The 18,463-nt window shown below is 41.3% G+C and carries 21 protein-coding genes; 11 read left to right on the top strand and 10 right to left on the bottom strand.

The features are described 5' to 3' along the window. Positions 1-8: 8 nt before the first annotated feature. Positions 9-659: an orotate phosphoribosyltransferase gene (gene pyrE / locus DPG01_RS07065; RefSeq protein WP_086210274.1), complete on the bottom strand. Its 651-nt coding sequence runs from the start codon at positions 657-659 to the stop codon at positions 9-11. A 39-nt stretch (positions 660-698) separates the two neighbouring features. On the opposite strand from pyrE, the gene DPG01_RS07060 reads away from it, so the two are divergent. Continuing rightward, complete coding sequence (locus tag DPG01_RS07060) at positions 699-1,517, top strand: exodeoxyribonuclease III (RefSeq protein ID WP_110974615.1); 819 nt, start codon at positions 699-701, stop codon at positions 1,515-1,517. A 463-nt stretch (positions 1,518-1,980) separates the two neighbouring features. Beyond that, positions 1,981-2,331, top strand: coding sequence for a Spx/MgsR family RNA polymerase-binding regulatory protein (locus tag DPG01_RS07055; RefSeq protein WP_110974614.1), 351 nt, complete (start codon positions 1,981-1,983; stop codon positions 2,329-2,331). Positions 2,332-2,378: 47 nt separating this feature from the next. Here DPG01_RS07055 and DPG01_RS07050 read toward each other — a convergent pair whose 3' ends face one another. Beyond that, a complete protein-coding gene (locus tag DPG01_RS07050; protein WP_086210277.1) occupies positions 2,379-2,816 on the bottom strand; it encodes a DUF2147 domain-containing protein in 438 nt (145 codons plus the stop codon). A gap of 156 nt (positions 2,817-2,972) precedes the next feature. Here DPG01_RS07050 and DPG01_RS07045 point away from each other — a divergent pair, with 156 nt between their 5' ends. Continuing rightward, complete coding sequence (locus DPG01_RS07045) at positions 2,973-3,884, top strand: alpha/beta hydrolase (protein WP_086210278.1); 912 nt, start codon at positions 2,973-2,975, stop codon at positions 3,882-3,884. A gap of 76 nt (positions 3,885-3,960) precedes the next feature. On the opposite strand, the gene DPG01_RS07040 is transcribed toward DPG01_RS07045, so the two are convergent. Further along, positions 3,961-4,527 carry an FMN-dependent NADH-azoreductase gene (locus DPG01_RS07040; protein WP_110974613.1) on the bottom strand — a complete coding sequence of 189 codons (567 nt, stop codon included), beginning with the start codon at positions 4,525-4,527 and terminating at the stop codon, positions 3,961-3,963. A gap of 229 nt (positions 4,528-4,756) precedes the next feature. Between DPG01_RS07040 and DPG01_RS07035 the strand changes: the two genes are divergently transcribed. Beyond that, entirely contained in the window at positions 4,757-5,989 is a 1,233-nt protein-coding gene (locus DPG01_RS07035; protein ID WP_162900248.1) for a GGDEF domain-containing protein, read from the top strand. Here DPG01_RS07035 and DPG01_RS07030 read toward each other — a convergent pair. The 5 genes from DPG01_RS07030 to DPG01_RS07010 all read right to left on the bottom strand — a co-directional run bounded on the left by DPG01_RS07030 (position 5,986) and on the right by DPG01_RS07010 (position 10,325). Further along, complete coding sequence (locus DPG01_RS07030) at positions 5,986-6,624, bottom strand: glutathione S-transferase family protein (RefSeq protein ID WP_110974612.1); 639 nt, start codon at positions 6,622-6,624, stop codon at positions 5,986-5,988. The two genes, DPG01_RS07035 and DPG01_RS07030, sit on opposite strands and share 4 nt — an antisense overlap. Positions 6,625-6,642: 18 nt before the next feature. After that, positions 6,643-8,469 (bottom strand): protein-disulfide reductase DsbD, encoded by a 1,827-nt coding sequence (gene dsbD / locus DPG01_RS07025; protein WP_110974611.1) that lies wholly within the window; start codon positions 8,467-8,469, stop codon positions 6,643-6,645. A gap of 18 nt (positions 8,470-8,487) precedes the next feature. Further along, positions 8,488-9,258, bottom strand: coding sequence for a transporter (locus DPG01_RS07020; RefSeq protein WP_110974610.1), 771 nt, complete (start codon positions 9,256-9,258; stop codon positions 8,488-8,490). A 14-nt stretch (positions 9,259-9,272) separates the two neighbouring features. Next, a complete protein-coding gene (locus DPG01_RS07015; protein WP_086210283.1) occupies positions 9,273-9,815 on the bottom strand; it encodes a hypothetical protein in 543 nt (180 codons plus the stop codon). A 138-nt stretch (positions 9,816-9,953) separates the two neighbouring features. Further along, the gene (locus DPG01_RS07010) at positions 9,954-10,325 is read right to left on the bottom strand and encodes an HPF/RaiA family ribosome-associated protein (protein WP_110974609.1); all 372 of its coding nucleotides are present in this window, start codon (positions 10,323-10,325) and stop codon (positions 9,954-9,956) included. A 242-nt stretch (positions 10,326-10,567) separates the two neighbouring features. Here DPG01_RS07010 and puuE point away from each other — a divergent pair, with 242 nt between their 5' ends. The 6 genes from puuE (at position 10,568) to DPG01_RS06980 (ending at position 15,363) form a co-directional block, all read left to right on the top strand. Then, positions 10,568-11,536 carry an allantoinase PuuE gene (gene puuE / locus DPG01_RS07005; protein ID WP_110974608.1) on the top strand — a complete coding sequence of 323 codons (969 nt, stop codon included), beginning with the start codon at positions 10,568-10,570 and terminating at the stop codon, positions 11,534-11,536. A 124-nt stretch (positions 11,537-11,660) separates the two neighbouring features. Then, a complete protein-coding gene (uraD, locus tag DPG01_RS07000; RefSeq protein ID WP_110974607.1) occupies positions 11,661-12,164 on the top strand; it encodes a 2-oxo-4-hydroxy-4-carboxy-5-ureidoimidazoline decarboxylase in 504 nt (167 codons plus the stop codon). After that, on the top strand, positions 12,161-12,487 hold the full coding sequence (gene uraH, locus DPG01_RS06995; protein WP_110974606.1) for a hydroxyisourate hydrolase: 327 nt from the start codon (positions 12,161-12,163) through the stop codon (positions 12,485-12,487). The genes uraD and uraH overlap by 4 nt, the downstream gene beginning before the upstream one ends. Positions 12,488-12,524: 37 nt before the next feature. After that, positions 12,525-13,883 carry a nucleobase:cation symporter-2 family protein gene (locus tag DPG01_RS06990; protein ID WP_110974642.1) on the top strand — a complete coding sequence of 453 codons (1,359 nt, stop codon included), beginning with the start codon at positions 12,525-12,527 and terminating at the stop codon, positions 13,881-13,883. A gap of 127 nt (positions 13,884-14,010) precedes the next feature. After that, positions 14,011-14,760 carry an outer membrane protein OmpK gene (locus DPG01_RS06985; protein ID WP_086210289.1) on the top strand — a complete coding sequence of 250 codons (750 nt, stop codon included), beginning with the start codon at positions 14,011-14,013 and terminating at the stop codon, positions 14,758-14,760. A 96-nt stretch (positions 14,761-14,856) separates the two neighbouring features. Further along, a complete protein-coding gene (locus tag DPG01_RS06980) occupies positions 14,857-15,363 on the top strand; it encodes a GNAT family N-acetyltransferase (RefSeq protein ID WP_110974605.1) in 507 nt (168 codons plus the stop codon). Here DPG01_RS06980 and DPG01_RS06975 read toward each other — a convergent pair. Continuing rightward, positions 15,352-15,858 carry a DUF1877 family protein gene (locus DPG01_RS06975; RefSeq protein ID WP_110974604.1) on the bottom strand — a complete coding sequence of 169 codons (507 nt, stop codon included), beginning with the start codon at positions 15,856-15,858 and terminating at the stop codon, positions 15,352-15,354. The two genes, DPG01_RS06980 and DPG01_RS06975, sit on opposite strands and share 12 nt — an antisense overlap. A gap of 146 nt (positions 15,859-16,004) precedes the next feature. Next, entirely contained in the window at positions 16,005-17,162 is a 1,158-nt protein-coding gene (hpxO, locus tag DPG01_RS06970; RefSeq protein ID WP_110974603.1) for an FAD-dependent urate hydroxylase HpxO, read from the bottom strand. Between the two features lie 212 nt (positions 17,163-17,374). Between hpxO and alc the strand changes: the two genes are divergently transcribed. Next, a complete protein-coding gene (alc, locus tag DPG01_RS06965) occupies positions 17,375-18,379 on the top strand; it encodes an allantoicase (protein ID WP_110974602.1) in 1,005 nt (334 codons plus the stop codon). The last annotated feature ends 84 nt before the right edge of the window (positions 18,380-18,463 follow it).

The raw sequence follows: 18,463 nt of genomic DNA, 5'->3' as shown, positions 1-18,463 counted from the left end.
TTCAACGTTCAGACGCCATATTTCACACGGTAGGCTTCCATTTTGGCTAACGCTTCAGTCTCACCTTTAGCCTCTAAATAATTCATCAAATCTTTCATGGTCACCAATGCATGTACAGGAATTTCCAACTCTTTTTGCACTTCTTGGATCGCAGACAAATCACCTTGACCTTTTTCTTGACGGTCTAATGCCACTAACACGCCTGCAATCTGCGCACCTGCATTTTTCAAAATGGTGACCACTTCACGGATCGCTGTGCCCGCAGTAATCACATCGTCAATAATCCAGACTTTTTTGCCTGCAACAGATGCACCAACCAAGACCCCGCCTTCACCATGATCTTTGGCTTCTTTACGGTTAAACCCCCAAGGCACACTCACACCATGGTTTTGCGACAACGCCACAGCTGTCGCTGCAACAAAAGGAATTCCTTTATATGCAGGACCAAAAACCACCTCAACATTGTTGCATTCTGTCAGTTTGGTTGCATAGCCAGAAGCCAAGAGAGACAAGGCTTCGCCGTCATTGAGTAGACCTGCATTAAAAAAATAAGGACTCACACGACCCGATTTTAAAGTAAACTCACCAAATTTAAGCACGCCACGTGATAATGCGAGTTCGATAAAAGCTTGAGGGTTAAATGTCGCTTGCGTTGTCATGCGGTGCTCCGAATTTTCAAATTGAGGTAAGACTTGCGCATGATACCAAAGAGTAGCTATCCAAGTGATCAAAAAATTTTACGTGTGGTTTCAATTAACGTAAATGGTCTACGTTCTGCAGAAAAAAAAGGAATTTTTGATTGGATCTCCACATCAGATGCTGATGTGATTTGCATGCAAGAATCTCGTATCACTCACGAACAATGGACGGATAAATTTAAACCTGAAGGTTGGCATACCCACCTGTTCCCTGCCGAACGTCCAGGTTATGCAGGCACTGCCATTTATAGCCGTCTACCCTTTGTTTCAGTCACGGATGGGCTTGGTTTTGAATTGGCCGATTCTCAAGGTCGCTTTATTTCCGCTGAATTTGACTTAGGTTTAGGCCAAACCGCACATATTTGTTCACTCTATTTACCCTCGGGTTCTTCTGGCGAAGAAGCACAAGTACGTAAAGATCACTTTTTAGAAGAATACAAACAAATTTTGAAACAATGGCGTGAAGAAAATAAGTCCGTGATTGTCTGTGGTGACTACAACATCGTGCATAAACGCATCGACATTAAAAACTGGTCAGGCAATCAAAAAGCCTCAGGCTGTTTACCGCATGAGCGTGCTTGGCTTGATCACATTTATGATGAACTTGGCTATGTCGATACTTTCCGTGAAGTTCGTCAAGAAGCAGAACTTTATTCATGGTGGTCAAACCGTGGGCAAGCCCGTGCCAAAAATGTGGGTTGGCGGATTGACTATCAAGCGTGCTCCCCTGACTGGAAAGCCCGTACAGTCAATGCTTGGGTCTATAAAGAGACTTGGTTTAGCGATCATGCACCCGTTATTATTGACTATCAAATCTAGTGAAATATCCACTTTTCATCCACATTTAGTGAACAAGTGTTTACTGAATGTGGGTTTTTAACTTACATTATCTGCCGTTTTTTGAGTCTTTTTCTGATCAATCAATCAGTGCATTATGTTTCCACGGCAAAGGGACGATGTCAGGATGACAGCACAAGGACAGGAAGCCGTAGGATGAAATTGAACAAGCTATAGTTTTAGTTTGCTCTCAAGGATGTGACAATGGACGTTGTAATGAGACCCGCATGATCAGGATGATTAAATGCGGGTTTTCTCTTTTTTAGTCTCTTCTTTTTTAATTATTATTCTTAGATTAGTATTTTAACAATTCTCTTCTTCTTGATTTCTATTTTAAATACCTTTTATGACAAACACATGACGTTTTCAGATTAAAACACGGCACTAGAGCCATCCTCTTTTTTCAGCTACTCTAAACCCAGATTAAAAGCAAAAAGGGTTTCCCATGTTGAAGGTTTATGGCATTAAAAATTGTAACTCGATGAAGAAAGCATTCGACCTACTGAGTGAATTAGGTTTGGCCTATGAATTTCATGATTATAAAAAGCAAGGGATTGATGCTATAACCGTAAAAACATGGCTGGATCAACTAGGTGCTGATGTCGTTCTGAATAAAAAAGGCACCACTTGGCGTAAACTGACCGAAGCAGAACAACAGACCGCTTTAGCTTCAGAGCAAGGGTTGATTGATGCACTCACCACTCACCACAGCCTGATTAAGCGCCCTGTCATTGCGACAGCAAATGGTTTCGTTGTGGGTTTCAATGAAGATGCAATTCGCGCCTTAAAGGCATAACAAAAATAAAAAAGCCGAGCAATTGCTCGGCTTTTTTAGACTATATATTAATTCACACGAATCCATGTTTGGTTACGACCTAAAGCAGCAACGCCAAGATAACCACGGAGTTCAAGCTTTTTACCCCCCGAAGTTAACTCACCTTTTAAGCTGTAAGTTTTACCATTTTTCGGATCCAAAATTTTACCATCATCGTATTTTGTACCACCGACATTTTTTAGACCATGTACGATTGTCAAACCTTTCAATGATTTGTTTTTATACGGACCTTCACATTTCGTACATGCATTTTCTTCACCAGGTGTCAGAATGCTTTGAATACTGCCAGTTAAAGTTCCATTTTTCTGCTCAGTGAATTTCACAACCGCACGCGGTTGCTTCGTTTTGTCATCAATCGTTTTCCAAACTGTGCCATTAAGTGGATCTGCTGCGTGAGTTAGAGCGGCCAATCCCAGTACGCTTAATGCAAGTGCAATTTTTTTCATTTTTTGTCATTTCCCTAGTCTAGTATAGACGACTATCATTATTAAAAAGTCACAACAATTTTTCAATTTTTCAATGTGACTAATTAGTGTAACCTTGTAAATTATGTTGGTAAATACACAAACTCAAGGTAAAACAAATAATAAAATGGAATAACTATGAAGATTGCCGATCCATGGAAACAAATTATTACAGAGCAGTTTTTAAAAACCACGATTCGAACCCCGAGTCGATTTAGCCTCCCTCCCAGTAGTCAGCGTTTTCTCATTGAACAAATGTGTCGTGCATTCCCACTCAATAAATCCGTTCAAATCCGCCCTCTGCGTCTTGCAGGCTTGCGTGCGGAAGAACTGAAAGCTGAAACCGAGGCCACTCAGCTCATTTTGCACATTCATGGCGGGGCTTTCTTTTTAGGTTCAATGAATACCCACCGCGCATTTGTCTCAGACCTTGCTGCAAGCACGCACATGCAGGTGATCCATCTGGATTATCCTTTGTCACCTGAGCACCCTTATCCTGAGGCCATTGATGCACTATTAGATGTATACCAAGTTTTATTAGCACAAGGGATACAAGCCAAAGACATTATTTTATCTGGCGATTCTTGTGGTGCAAATCTAGCATTGGCTTTAGCACTGCGTATTCGCGATGAACAACTCTCACAGGTTAGTGGACTGATTCTACTCTCGCCTTTCTTGGACTTAAGTTTAACCAGTGAATCTATTCGCTATAACCGCCAGTTAGATGCGCTGTTATCCATTGAAGCCCTTGAAACGGGCATCGAGTACTATCTACCCAAGCAAATTGATTCTGCTGACCCACTTGTCTCGCCATTATTTGATGATTTATCCGATCTGCCTCCGACTCTCGTGCAAGTCGGTTCAAAAGAAATTCTGTTAGATGATGCACAACGGTTTAGAGATAAAGCAACAAAAGCCGGTGTGGACGTGACCTTTAAACTCTACACGGGCATGTGGCATAACTTCCAAATGTTTAATGCATGGTTTCCCGAAGCCAAAATGGCCTTGGACGATATTGCCACTTTTGCTCAATCACTCGACCAAGACTAGATATCATTAGTTCAATAAAAAAAGGTCAGCCTAAGGCTGACCGAGTGAGGAATCATGAAACTGCTTTTTATTGTGATTAGATGGTTTTTACCTGTGCCAATGCCGCTGTAATGGCTTGATCCTTCAACTCTGGCCCCATATTCACACCCTCTGCACGAATGATTTCAACATCTGTCACGCCGGTAAAGTTAAACACTGTTTTCAAAAAACCTTCTTGGAAATCAACAGGGCTGTTGTCGCCATAAACACCACCACGACTACTGGCGATATATGCTTTTTTGTCACCAGCCAAACCTACAGGACCATTTTCTGTATATTTAAAAGTACGACCAGCAACACTAATGCGGTCAATCCATGCTTTTAATGTTGAGGTAATCCCGAAGTTATACATTGCTGCGCCAATCACCACGACATCTGCACCGAGGTATTGTTGAATAATGCGTTCACCTAAAGCCGATTGCTCTGCATTTTGCCCCATCAAGATTTCCGCATCCAAATGTGGAATTGGTTGTGTCGCCAAATCCAAATACTCAACTTGGGCTTGAGGATGCTTTTCTATAAGTTGCGACACAATGGCTTGGCTTAACTGACGAGACACAGAAGCATCAGACATAATACTTGAATCAATGTGTAAAACTTTCATGGGATATTCCAGACTAATCTTTCTTTAATAGGAGCATATTAAAAGAATTGCCCTACCAGAATAATGCACTTCAGTAAAACACTATGTTTCAAAAATAGAACACTTTTCCCTTTTTGTAGGGATATTTTTACTATGATTTTAGGTGCTATCTTTTATTTCAATTTTAAAATTAATGATAATGATATTTAAATTAAAAAATAATACGAAAATAAAAGGATAAGAATATTGAATGAATTCACTAGCCGTTGCCTCTAAAAAATTAACGAAAAATAAACTTTCTCGCTATCTACTTGAAGAGGAAGTCATTATGAATTGGAGTACATTGAAAAAATGTATTCTGATGCTTATTTTAGCCTGTACCATCCATATTGCTTGGCTAGGCTGGGATACGTTTATTCTAATGAACCCTCAATACTGGCAGGTGGTCAATATCGAGTTTGTTCGCATTCAATTTGTGCTGAATTCTATTTTTTGTTTGGTGCTCTTAGGGCTGATTTACCCCTGCTATGCTTTACAGGATCGCGCATGGGTGCAACGCTTTTTACCTTATGTCGCCATCGGTATCTTTGTGATTTCACTTTGCCAAGACAGCTATTTTGTTGGGGTTTTAAGCCCAATGACCATGATTGCCTACATTTGTTTACTGACGCTGGGTTTAGTGCTGTTTAAACGCAAAATCATTTATATGATGCTGATTCCTGCCACGAGTTTTTTAGTTTTTTCAGGATATCTGAGTTTTATTGACGTTGTCCCTTACTCCCCTCTTTTTATCATTGATGGGAAACTTTTTCTTAATGGCTTCTGGTTATTTTCGATGTTGTATTTCATTACTCCGATCTTAATCACTTGCCTAATTTTATTTGAAATTTTACTTAGCCAGTGGCGTCATCGTGAACAACAGATCCAAAGTTTAAGTCAGATTGATCCCCTCACCAACACGCTTAACCGACGCAGTATTAGCCAAAACTTAGAAAACTTAGGTCATGAGAAACATTCTCCTTATGCAATTGTGCTACTAGATCTCGATCTGTTTAAAAATATCAATGATCAGTTCGGACACCATATGGGAGATGCAGTTTTAATTGCAGTCGGTCAAAAATTGAGTGAGCATTTACGTGAACAGGATATCGTAGGTCGCTATGGCGGCGAAGAGTTTATATTAATCTTAAAGCGTTCTTCGCAACATCGTGCGCGCCGTATTGCAGAACGTTGTCGGGCAGCCATTGAATCTTTGGTTATTGAAAATGAAGATGGACGTTCGATTCGTATCACCGCCAGTTTCGGTATTGCCCTATCTGCCCATAAATTAAAACCCCAACAATTATTAAACCAAGCTGACAAAGCACTTTATGCAGCGAAAGCCGGAGGACGGAATCAAATTAAATGCTATTTTGAAATCGGTGCTTCTGAAATTGAATACGAGTCTAAATGCCGTGATAACCCTCATATTCCACGTCATTAGACAGTCTCTTCTAATCCAGAATGGATCCAAGCACTGACAGCAGGATGCTTGATTATCTGTTGCATATACTGCTGGCTTTGCTCAGATACGGGCAATGCATAACTCTTGAGACGCATCACCACAGGTGCATAAAAGGCATCGGCTATACAGAAATTGCCAAATAAAAAAGCATGCGCGTCTGCACGTTTAGCCCAAATGTGTTCAATCCGCGCAACATCTGCTCTTAATGCCGCATGCTTCTCCCAAAGTGCTTGACCTTCGGCTGTGCTGTATTGCATCTGAAGATTCATTGGGCACAATTCACGCAGTGCCATAAAACTACTGTGCATTTCACCACTGATGCTTCGTGCTTGCGCTCTTAAGGCTTTAGCTCTTGGCCAAAGTGCTAAGTCTGGATGTTGCTCAGCCAAATATTCACAAATCGCTAAAGAGTCCCAAATTCTAAATTCTCCTACATCTAAAACAGGTACTTGAGCATTGGCATGAATATGGGATAGTTGCTCTTTAAAACTGGGGTTTGTCGCATCAAAGCGAACGAGTACCTCTTCAAAGTCGATGTTAAATGCGGTTAAAACCAACCACGCTCGCATTGACCAACTGGAGGAGTTTTTATTGGCAATATATAAACGTTGCATCACCCTTCTCCCTCAGGTTTAAAAACGTTGTAATTGAGCTAAAAGTTCAGCCTCAGTAAATGCACCTGTTAAACGTAAACTGCGAATTTCTTGTTGTGAGGCATCTAAAAATAAATAGGTGGGTGGCCCTAAAATATCCCACTGGTTTAACAGCACTTGATGGGTTGCATCATAATGACTCAAATCCAGTTTAATTAAATAATACGGTGCAAGTGCCTGTTGTACTGTGGCAGATTTTAAAATACGGTGTTCAATCGGCTGACAGGCAATACACCAATCCGCATAGACATCAATCACGATTTTTTGGCCTTTCGGTGCTTGTGCTAATAACTGCTGAAACTCTGCCGCCGTACTTGCGACATGCCAATGCGCAGAGTCTGTCACTGGTGACTCAAAAAAACGTTGACTCTGTTGATATTGGCTATAGCTAATATAAGACCCGCCAATCAGCAACGCCACGATATATAACACACGTAACTGGGTTTTATTCCACATTAAACGATATAACACATAACCAATAAAGCTTAAGCCTAAGACTAAACTCAGCAGTTGCATCCATGTCTCAGAAAGCATTGGGCGAATAAAATACAGCGCCAAAGCCAACATAATGAAAGCAAATAACACCCGAATTTGATTCATCCATAACCCTGCACGTGGCAAGATTTTAGCCCCCAATATACTGGCAAGCAGAAGTGGCGTTCCCATCCCAAAGCCTAAAGTGAACAATAAAACTGCACCTTGCCACTGGCTTTGCGTTTGTGAAATGAACAATAAAGCACCAGCCAAAGGGGCTGTCATACAAGGGCCAACCAACAAGGCAGAAATCATACCCATGATTCCCGCACTGATCAGACTACCCCCTTTTTGCATGGACTGAATATGATCAAGCTTATTGACCAGCACTTGAGGCAGTTTAAGCTCAAATAGTCCAAATAAATTTAACGCGAATAAGACAAAAAGCAGGCTAAAAGCAATGAGGGTTGAAGGCTGCTGCAACCAACGCTGAAAATTCAAACCTGCGGAGGATGCAACCAACCCCAAAATGGCATAAACCATCGCCATGCTGCAGACAAAAACCAAAGCAATCATCCATGCTTTAAGACCTTTACTGTCTCGTATAATGAGAGAAGTTAAAATCGGTAACATGGGTAAAGAACACGGTGTAAACGCGAGCAGGATGCCAAGCCCAAAGAACAGCAATAAGCCATAACCCAACGAGCTCTTAGCCAATTCCTCTGACCACATTTGGTCTTGGGCTGCGGAATCATCAGCGCTTAATGTTACTTGTTCAGATGTCACATTTGTCTCTAAGGACTGCGCTTGAGTATTCGACTGCGCTGCCAAATCTAACAGCCGTTTTGAACCACTGGCCTGATCTTGCAGGCTGATCAAGCCATTAACATCAGTTTTAAATTCAATGGTTTGCGGTGGATAGCAAATACGATCTTTGGCACAACCCTGCCAAGTCACCTGATAGGTTTGCGAAGCTTGTGTATTTAAATCAAATTGTACGTGTTGATAATAAACTTGGGTATGCCCATAATTTTCATCATATAAATCATGGGCTGGAGGTAGCTCTAACTTAAGCACCTGTCCTGCCTGTTTCACTTCAAATTTGTGCTGATAGATATAATAGTGTTCAGGGATATCCCAATGCAGCTGAGCGCTATGCTCAGTTGTGGACTCCACTGTAAATGGAAACGCATCCTTAGCTGAAAGCAGTGGAGTTTCTGCATGAACGTTTAGAATACTGGCCAAAATACACAGATTGATAATCAATACTGATAGCACCAGATACCACGTTCTTCCGTTCTTCCCCTGTTCCAGATGAAGATGCTTTTCCATAATGTTTTCTTTTTCTAATTAAAATAAATATGAAACGCCAAGGGCTGAGTAATAGCTTTTATCTGAACCATCTAAGTCAACGCCAACACTTGCATCCAGTTGCATCCGCTGATTGACCGCATACATTAAACCTGTACCCAGCGCATATTCATTGTCTTGGCTTTCTGCTTTACGGTAAACCAATTCAGAGAAGCCACTGAGTTTATCGGTAAATTGGTACTCGAGTGTCGGAATTGCAGAAATTGCCCAATCACTATTTTGAACTTCATAACGCATGGTGATAGATGTTGTCACGAGATCGCTATAATCATAAGACACAGCAGAAGTCAGACTATAAATATCATCTTCATTGGTGAAACCATCATTGCCTGTGGCAATCACCGCTTCAGCTAATACGGCCATACTCAAACGTTCATCATCCAGTGGAATAGCCGCTTTTACACCCACACTGACATCACCCAAACCATCTGTTTCAGACTTGTTTCCCGCCACTTTCACTTGCTGCCACGACGGACCTGCCCAACCCAATTGTAATTCAATGTTTTTTGCTAGACCTGTGCGGAACAACATATCTACATTTAAGTTGGTGGTTTTTACTTTTTCCCCATCGGCAGTGGTGGACTCAACATAATTTGCATTGGCTAAGCCCTGCTCCCAGGCCAACTGACCCACAGGCGTAATGCCAGTACCCATACCCGAGCCAGGGCGGTCAAAGGAAAAATCTGCAGCCATCGCATTCATACTGAATCCAGCTGTGACACATAAACCCAAATGTTTTAATTTCATCATGATTTTCTCGCTGTTTAGGCTAATTCTTTTGACATTTTTGCACCGTGCTGACGAAGCAACTCTAAAGTTTGCTTTTCTTCAGCTAATGCTTCGGCCCAGTTAATTTCATCAAATTCACAATCAAAGAACAAATCACTAATCGAAGATAAAATAGTCAAACCATCTTCATCTTTGGTGTTTGGATCGACTTTCTCATCCAATAAGCGTTTGACTGCGGGCGCACATGCAGCACTTGCAGCATCCCAAAGTGGGCCATAAATTTCCTCTGTATCCCACAAATGTAAATTCGCTTTTGCTTGAATTAACTGTTCTAAAATCTCTAAATGTACCGCTAGGCTATCTTGCTTTTCTTGTTCTGATAAAGGTGTACCCGCTTCATACGCTTCGCAAATTGCTTCCCACCATTTAAATAAGCCATCTGACCAGACTGAAATCACAGGTCCTTTTTCAGAGTCAATAAAATTTGGATTTAATCCATCTGCTAATAAACGTTGAACTTGCTGAAGATCTAATTCTTCAAGTGCTTGCACGAAAGCTTGTTGTTGCGCGGTTAACATGGAGAGGACGCTCTTCAATTCAGTTTTATTCTATTATGCCGAATAAACGGAACATTTGTTATCCGTAATGTTGGATAAAAGTGAGTGCCAAACATGAAAAAAGCCCCAAATCTGGGGCTTTTTAAAATTCCGTGAGGTTTATTCTTCCTCATCCTCTAGGCCATCATCCTGATCTGCATAAGCAGGTTGCCCAGCACGTGGTTTATCATTCCTTTCAAAGGTATGTTCTAGGCTACGTTTGAGGCGATCAATCGCACCATGAATCGCCGTATCGACATTATGACCTTTATGATTTACAACCACGGGTTTTAAACCTGCAGGACGAGCTTCAATCATACATTGAATGTCGTCATCTCCGCCTTTATGGCTATTGGCATCACTCAGATGCACTGAAAAATGGGTAATACGTTCACTGTGACGTTGGAATTCTTGATTGAGCTCTGCACGTACATAACTAATTAAACGGTCACTATTTTGAATGTTTTTATCTGTACGGATTTCTATGTTCATAAAATAACATCCTCTCTTTATTTGACTCTTTTCTGTGCAAAACTTTTTTATCTTGGCACACTTGTAGCTTACTGTTTTAACAGCATACGACCATCTTCAATTTCTATTGGAAAGCAACCTCCCCTGATTGAATGATGAACACTTTTGAGTCTGCAGATCTGTGTCCTTCTACTTTGAATATCGGGCCTAACTCAAAATTATGCAAGTGATATTTTAAAAAAAATATGAAAAGGATACTTATTGTGACAAGCACTTACTTACGTGGCCAAGAACTCATTGATTCTATTCAAACTTCTGCCTATTCACGTGACCTAATTGGCTATGCAGGAACCCCACCACACGCTCACTGGCCGAATCAAGCACGCATTGCACTACAGTTTGTTTTGAACTATGAAGAAGGGGCTGAAAACCATGTTGAGCATGGTGATGCTGGTTCTGAGCAGTTCCTATCTGAGTTGGTCGGTGCAGCGAGTTTTCCTGCTCAGCATCGCTCCATGGATTCCATGTATGAATATGGCTCACGAGCAGGTTTTTGGCGCATCCATGCGGAGTTTCAAAAACGTGGACTCCCGATGACCATCTTTGGGGTAGGTATGGCACTGGCACGTAATCCACCTATTGTCGAAGCAATCAAACAAGCCCACTACGATGTGGTCTCTCATGGACAACGTTGGTTGCACTATCAAAATGTCGATATTGAAACCGAGTATCAACATATGGATCAGGCCTTGAGCGTACTTGAAACATTATTGGGTCAAACTCCCATCGGCTGGTATACGGGCCGAGACAGCCCCAATACACGTCAATTGCTCGCAGCGTTTCCACAGATTCAATATGACTCGGACTACTATGGCGACGATTTACCGTTTTGGACCACATTAACGCAAACCGATGGCACCACACGTCCACATCTGATTATTCCCTATACACTTGAATGCAATGATATGAAGTTCAGTTCCGCAGGTGGCTTTAGTACAGGAGAACATTTTTTCCAATATTTAAAGGACAGTTTTGATGTGTTGTATAACGAAGGTGAAAGCAGTCCGAAAATGATGTCGATTGGTATGCACTGCCGTCTTCTCGGTCGTCCGGGTCGCTTTAAAGCCTTACAACGCTTTCTCGATTACGTTCAGAGCCATGAAAAAGTTTGGATCTGTCGTCGCTCAGAGATTGCTGAACATTGGTATCAACATCATGCCCCTAATATGTGAAGCATCATGTAAATAGGAGCCTCTTTTGGGCGTTTATTTAGCTATTTTGGGGTGTAAATTTGTCTGTATTTGGCACTGATATTGCAAAGTTTTAGCTATTCTTTTTAAACATCAGGTCAAAATAGTGCATCTGAACGAATTTAATCAATCCCCCCCTGCCGAACTCGAAAACCGATTAAAACACTGCGTGCCTATTCAAAGTTGGGGGCAAGCCATTATTGCAGCTCGCCCCTTTTCATCTATACAAAAGGTACTTGATTACGCGACTCAACTCAGCCAGACATGGACATGGGACGAGGTTCAATCTGCTCTAGATATGCATCCAAGGATTGGAGAGAAGCGAGCCAAAACTGAACTTAGCCCAACCGAACAAGCTTTTTCAGAACGTGAACAGGCCCAACTCCAAACCAATAAAGAGACTCAACAGGCATTGCTCACCGCCAACATCGCTTATGAAAAAAAATATGGCTACATCTTCTTAATCAAGGCGTCAGGTTTAAATGTGAATGATATTTTAACGGCACTGAACTATCGACTAAAAAACGACCCTGAAACGGAACAACGCATCGTCAAACAGCAGTTATCTGAAATTGCTATCCTTCGCCTTACACAGGAGCTTACCGCATGATCAGCACCCATATTCTAGATACTGCTTTAGGTCAACCTGCAGCTCAGGTCGATGTGAGATTATTCAATCATGTTGGCGAATTATTGGCTTGTGCACAAACCAATATAGATGGTCGTATTCAAGCAGCAGATTTTGGCTTAGAAGCACTCATTTCTGGAGAGTATGCACTTGAGTTCAATACAAAGGATTATTTCGAAAAACAAGGCCTTGAAACATTTTTCCCCAAAGCTGTGATTCATTTTTATATCCAAAATACCGAGCAACACTATCACATTCCTCTGCTGATCAGCCCTTTTGCTTATTCCACTTACCGTGGAAGCTAAGCACAACACAAACCAACAGAATATGGGGAAAAACAACATGACAAAACTCAATAAAAGCCTCTCTCCAGAACATGAGTATTTGGGGGCGACTAAAAGTGTAGCTTACGGTTTGCAACATGTGCTCACTATGTATGGTGGAATTGTTGCCCCCCCACTGATTATTGGTACTGCAGCAGGCTTAAACGCGGCACAGATTGGTTTACTCATTGCTGCGGCGTTGTTTGTCGGCGGTTTAGCCACTATTTTACAAACCATAGGAGTGAAATACATTGGGGCGCAACTTCCTTTGGTGCAAGGCGTTTCTTTTGCAGGGGTCGCTACCATGGTGGCGATTGTCACTACAGGTGGAGGGCTGCCCGCAGTTTATGGTGCAGTCATCGTTGCATCATTGATTGGCTTTTTCTTAGCCCCTTATTTTTCCAAAATTATTCGCTTTTTCCCCCCTGTCGTCACAGGTTCCGTCATCACCATCATTGGTTTATCCCTCCTGCCTGTCGCTGTCCGTTGGATGATGGGTGGCAATAAAACGGCACCGAACTGGGGAAGTATTGAAAATATCAGTTTGGCTCTCCTAACTTTAGCAATCGTGATTGGACTGAATATGCTTCAAAGCCCGACCATGCGCCGGTTGTCGATTCTAGTATCAATCATTCTAGGTACATGCATCGCCTATATTCTAGGTTTTGGTGACTTTAGCCACATCACCAATGGTGCTTGGATTCAAGCCCCGAGTGTTTTTGCTTTTGGGCTTCCTGTTTTTGAATTCACCGCAATTCTTTCAATGCTGATTGTGACTTTAGTCATTATGACGGAAACCACTGCCGACATTATTGCAGTAGGTGAAATTGTTGGAACGAAGGTTGATGCTGAACGCATTGCAGCAGGTTTACGTGCAGATATGCTATCGAGTGCGGCAGCACCCATTTTGGGTTCCTTTATGCAAAGTGCTTTTGCGCAAAACGTCGGTCTGGTTGCCATTACAGGAATTAAAAGCCGATTTGTAGTAGCTGCAGGTGGTGGCATTTTAGTGATCTTGGGTTTATTACCGATTATGGGGCGCTTGATTGCGGCTATTCCATTCCCAGTTTTAGGTGGGGCAGGTTTAGTTTTATTTGGAACAGTAGCTGCTAGTGGCATCCGAACATTGGCTAAAGTTGACTATAATGAGCAAAAAAATCTAATTATTGTTGCAACTTCAATTGCAGCAGGCATGATTCCAATCATAGATTATTCTTTCTTTATAAACTTCCCCAAATGGGTGCAAACCCTGTTCCATTCTGGGATCAGTTCGACCTGTATCATGGCGATATTATTAAATTTATTATTCAATCATCTTCCTTCTTCAAAAAGAAAGTCTGTCACTAAAAATAAAATACTTCAGGAAGCCCACCACTAAACCATTTGGTAAAAAAAGTGTAATAAATAACCTTTTTTTATGATCCATCTCCATCACGTTCGTCAAATTTGGCTTTATTTTTGCTTAATAATCGGTATCCTTGTATCCGATTTTTTGGGGAATATTCATGAAACTGACTCAAATTGCTGCTTTCGTAGCATTATCTTCTGCTGCGGCAATTTCTCAAGCTGCGCCGATCTGGCAAGACTTTAGCCTCACTGCTTTATACGGTGAAAACTATGCGCATCCTGTAAATATGGATGACAATAACCAGCAAACAACGGCTACTGTCGAATATACAGCTAAATTGAAATATGGTGACTTTTTCGGCTTCGCTGACCGTGCTCACAATGATTTCGAAAACAGCACATATTTCGAGCTTTCGCCTCGCCTAAGCTTAAGTGCTGTTACAGGAACTAAACTAGAAGCTGGTCCAATTAAAGATATTTTAATTGCGGGAACATGGGAAGCAAATAGCTCGAACTACCCAGGTGCAGACTTCAACAACTACCTCTATGGTATTGGTTTTGATCTTGCTATTCCTTATTTCCAATATGCACAGTTGAACTTCTATAAAGCGGATAATGAGAAAGGAACAACTGATGACTACCAAATGACTGCTGTCTATGGTATTCCAGTGAAATTAGGTTCTGAAGATTTCCTTGTTGATGGCTTCCTTGACTGGTCAACAGGTGAAAATGCAGGTCATGCAAGTGAATTAAACTGGACAACACAATGGAAATGGAATGTTGGTAAACACATTTCTCCAGATACACGTCTTTATGTGGGTGTTGAACACTCTGTATGGAACAACAAATACGGCATCAAAGGTTTAGACCAAAATGACGTTAGTGCATTAATCAAATACCACTTCTAATTCACTTTTGTGAATATCCAAAAGCAAGACTTCTGTCTTGCTTTTTTTTATGTAAAAGCAGCATGATAAAGCTCCAATACAACGACTCAGCCTTCCATGTCTTTTATCATCCGCCCTGCTACTGAACACGATTTGCCTGCCATTCAAAATATTTACAATGCTGAAGTTCTACATGGTATGGCAACGTGGAATGAACATGCATATGATTTAGCGCATTTTCAAAAACAGTTACAACACTTTAAAAATCAGCAATTTCCATTTTGTGTAATGGAAGACCAAGAGAAAAAGGTGATTGCAGGATTTGCAGACTATGCCACTTTCCGTAATTTTTCAGGCTATCGTTTTACCGTTGAGCATTCTATTTATATTTCACCCAACTATGCACGTCAGGGTTTAGGTAAACAACTTTTAGCCTATTTGATTGAACAAGCAAAAATACAGCAAATGCATGTCATGGTTGCAGGAATTGACCATGCCAATCTTGCATCAATTGCATTACACGAAAAATTCGGCTTCGTACAAACAGGCTATATGCCACAAGTGGGACAAAAATTTGGCCAATGGCGTGATCTAGTACTGATGCAATTGATGTTAAATCAGTGAGATTGGCGTTAAATTGTCACTGGTTACACTGATCACAGCATAATTATGCTTTGCTGCTTGTTCATAAAAATTTTTGAGTTGAGCAAACAGCAAGCTCAACTCCGCAAATTGCAGTTCTATCGACTCAGTCCGAATCCCATGTTCCTGCTCTAGGCGCTTTAAACAAGTAGTTTGCATATGCTTTTTAAAGTCATCAATATCGAGTTTCCCTAATGCTTCTTCGACTTCAACTACACGAACTGCCGTGTTATAGCGCACCTCTGTGAGTTGTTTCTGACGTTCCGATAAATGATGTTCAGCTTGTACACTCAAAGCCAGTAAGGAAGTTCCAGACTTAAAACTCCCCTGCAACAACGTTTGTAAGATCTTCCAGTTTGAGCCTAAAAGTAGACGTGATTCAAGCTGTTGCGAATCCAATACATCTTGCACAGCAGTCGACTCTAAAATCAGCATTTCTAAAGCATTGGGTTGAATACTTAATAATAATGTGTCCATATGGCTGCTCTTATTGTTGTTACTTTCCATTAGCTTAACGCGTCTGAAATCCAACTGCTCAATCAATTTGTATGAGTAATTTTCACAAAAACGCAAAGGACAGTGGTCCTTTACTCCGAGCTTAAATACGCCACAAAAAATATCCCCTAATCCAGCGGATTACCCACAATATTACTAATAATTCCCTTCATGATATGAGGGCCTTGCTCAGTACGTAAGTCCTCATACCATGCCTGGGTTACACTTTCATCTTTCATATGGGTCACATCACAACGTTTACGTGCGCGTAGCACCATTTCTCCTGTGCGTTCGTTGCGTTTATTTTGATAACGACGTAACGAGTCTTGTAAGCCCAAAGTATTAATTTGTAGTGCGCGTGCCAAATAAATAGCATCCTCCATCGCCTGGCAACCGCCTTGCCCAATATCAGGCGTTGTACTATGTGCTGCATCTCCGACGATCACCACACGACCTTTATAGAAGTCAATAAATGGCTCAATATCATGAATTTCGACACGATTAGTCTGCTGTTCATTCATTGCATCAATGAGGCTTTGCACAGGCGCACACCAATTTTGAAAATACTCTTTCAACTTTTTTTTATATTGATTTCGATCATTTTCCAAACCAACTGGTAGAGGCACATCAAAAAAGAAATAGAAGCGATTGTCAGAAACTGGCATAAGTGAAGCACGCTTCCCTTCGCCAACAAATGTCGTCCATTGATCTGCTGGTGCTAAATCACTAGATATTTCAACTAAACCATTCCAGTTGACGTAACCAGCGTAACGGCGTTCAACTTGATCACCAAGAACATACGCTCGAGTCAAAGAGTGAGTTCCATCTGCTCCAACCAATAATTCTGTTTGGATTTCTGTTCCATCTGCAAAGCGAACTGTGACCATATCATTGTGCTCTGCTAAAGACAGCATTTTTTTACCGAGCTTGATATCCTGACGCCCAAATTCATCCATCAACATGTTTTGTAGTTCGGCACGCGAAACAGGATACGGTCGCTGTCCAACCTCTTCAATCAAAGGATACAAGCTGAACTGGGTCATGACATCCCCCGTTAAACCATCAACATAAGCCAAATGGTCCATCTGCCCACCTAGGCGTGCGACTTGGTGGGTTAAGCCCAAATAATTCAGGCACTTCACACCATTTGACCACAATGAAATGGCTGCACCTACAGGTAAAATATGCTCCGTTTGCTCATAAATGGTGACTCGATGCCCAAATTTCTTCAATGCGATTCCTGTCGTTAAACCACCCATCCCTGCACCAATAATTGCAATTTCCATCTGTTCCTCTTTTTCAAATTTGTATCATTCAGATTGAAAAAGCGAAAAGCATGCCATCTTTGAGCCCTTCATTTATGTCCATCAAAAGTTGGCATAAGCTGTGCTATATAAAGGAAAGAAAGTAATTTCATTTTCGTAAAATTGGCAGATAAATTTCTTTATTTTTAAAACGAAAAATCACCTATTGATGACCCTAAACACGGACCTATTTCATGGCAACCTTATTTGCACCTAGCTTTGAGCTTCCTACGAATATACAACAATTGACCAATCTGGCAGATCTGCGTATTGGGGCTGAAGTGATTGAATGCTCGGATGATTTTTTTGCTGAAGCCAAACGCATGTTGCAATTTAACGCTCCAGTTTTTGTGGAGGATAAATTTGACGATCACGGAAAATGGATGGATGGTTGGGAAACACGGCGTAAGCGCCATGCAGGTTACGACTGGGCCATAGTCAAACTTGGAGTCGCAGGAAAAATTAAAGCTTTTGATATCGACACGACATTCTTTACTGGCAATTATCCTGCTTCCGCGGCTATTGAAGCCTGTTATGCACCAAAGGGTAACTTTGAAGATGTGGAATGGCACCAAATTTTACCAAACAGTATATTGGGACCTAGCCAGCACCATATTTTTGAGGTTAAAACTGAAATGGTGTATACCCATATTCGTTTAAACATTTATCCTGATGGTGGCATCGCACGTCTTCGTGTTTATGGTGATGTGCAAACCCAAATTACCGACCACAATCAAATATTAGATCTGTTGGCATTGGAAAATGGAGGACGCGTCATTGCATATAGTGATGCCCATTTTGGACATCCCCGTAATTTAATTAATCCCGGTAGAGGGATCAATATGGGCGATGGCTGGGAAACTAAACGTCGTCGGGCACCTGGTTTTGACTGGTGCATTTTAGCCTTGGGGCAAGCAGGCTCTATTGAAAAAATTGAAATTGACACTGCACATTTTAAAGGCAATTACCCAGCTGAAGTTTCAGTTCAAGCCATTTATATTGAAGATGCTACCGACCCACAACTGATTCCACAAAGTATGTTTTGGCCCTTTTTATTAGAGGCGAAAACCATGCAAATGGATCATATCCATTGTTATGCCAATGAAATTTTAACACAGAACAAAGTGTCCCATATTCGGGTCAATATGATTCCCGACGGTGGCATTAGTCGCATTCGTCTATGGGGTAAAATTGTCTAATTTATATTCAAATTGACATGATTAGCTCAATTATTTTTTTAGATTTATGCTGTTATATTTTCATATATGCATCAGTTTTGAAAA

The organism is Acinetobacter sp. WCHAc060042 (assembly GCF_003231195.1).
Taxonomy (GTDB): Bacteria; Pseudomonadota; Gammaproteobacteria; order Pseudomonadales; family Moraxellaceae; genus Acinetobacter.
This window is presented reverse-complemented; position numbering and strand designations above follow the sequence as displayed.

What these genes read in the sequence shown, in the direction of transcription:
- DPG01_RS07040 (WP_110974613.1), bottom strand. Translation starts at nt 4,527, where the DNA reads ATGAAAGTTTTACACATTGATTCAAGTATTATGTCTGATGCTTCTGTG.
- DPG01_RS07045 (WP_086210278.1), top strand. Translation starts at nt 2,973, where the DNA reads ATGAAGATTGCCGATCCATGGAAACAAATTATTACAGAGCAGTTTTTA.
- DPG01_RS07030 (WP_110974612.1), bottom strand. Translation starts at nt 6,624, where the DNA reads ATGCAACGTTTATATATTGCCAATAAAAACTCCTCCAGTTGGTCAATG.
- DPG01_RS07015 (WP_086210283.1), bottom strand. Translation starts at nt 9,815, where the DNA reads ATGTTAACCGCGCAACAACAAGCTTTCGTGCAAGCACTTGAAGAATTA.
- DPG01_RS07010 (WP_110974609.1), bottom strand. Translation starts at nt 10,325, where the DNA reads ATGAACATAGAAATCCGTACAGATAAAAACATTCAAAATAGTGACCGT.
- DPG01_RS06980 (WP_110974605.1), top strand. Translation starts at nt 14,857, where the DNA reads ATGTCTTTTATCATCCGCCCTGCTACTGAACACGATTTGCCTGCCATT.
- DPG01_RS07035 (WP_162900248.1), top strand. Translation starts at nt 4,757, where the DNA reads ATGAATTCACTAGCCGTTGCCTCTAAAAAATTAACGAAAAATAAACTT.
- alc (WP_110974602.1), top strand. Translation starts at nt 17,375, where the DNA reads ATGGCAACCTTATTTGCACCTAGCTTTGAGCTTCCTACGAATATACAA.
- DPG01_RS07020 (WP_110974610.1), bottom strand. Translation starts at nt 9,258, where the DNA reads ATGATGAAATTAAAACATTTGGGTTTATGTGTCACAGCTGGATTCAGT.
- DPG01_RS07060 (WP_110974615.1), top strand. Translation starts at nt 699, where the DNA reads ATGATACCAAAGAGTAGCTATCCAAGTGATCAAAAAATTTTACGTGTG.
- DPG01_RS06990 (WP_110974642.1), top strand. Translation starts at nt 12,525, where the DNA reads ATGACAAAACTCAATAAAAGCCTCTCTCCAGAACATGAGTATTTGGGG.
- DPG01_RS07050 (WP_086210277.1), bottom strand. Translation starts at nt 2,816, where the DNA reads ATGAAAAAAATTGCACTTGCATTAAGCGTACTGGGATTGGCCGCTCTA.
- hpxO (WP_110974603.1), bottom strand. Translation starts at nt 17,162, where the DNA reads ATGGAAATTGCAATTATTGGTGCAGGGATGGGTGGTTTAACGACAGGA.
- DPG01_RS06975 (WP_110974604.1), bottom strand. Translation starts at nt 15,858, where the DNA reads ATGGACACATTATTATTAAGTATTCAACCCAATGCTTTAGAAATGCTG.
- uraH (WP_110974606.1), top strand. Translation starts at nt 12,161, where the DNA reads ATGATCAGCACCCATATTCTAGATACTGCTTTAGGTCAACCTGCAGCT.
- DPG01_RS07055 (WP_110974614.1), top strand. Translation starts at nt 1,981, where the DNA reads ATGTTGAAGGTTTATGGCATTAAAAATTGTAACTCGATGAAGAAAGCA.
- pyrE (WP_086210274.1), bottom strand. Translation starts at nt 659, where the DNA reads ATGACAACGCAAGCGACATTTAACCCTCAAGCTTTTATCGAACTCGCA.
- dsbD (WP_110974611.1), bottom strand. Translation starts at nt 8,469, where the DNA reads ATGGAAAAGCATCTTCATCTGGAACAGGGGAAGAACGGAAGAACGTGG.
- DPG01_RS06985 (WP_086210289.1), top strand. Translation starts at nt 14,011, where the DNA reads ATGAAACTGACTCAAATTGCTGCTTTCGTAGCATTATCTTCTGCTGCG.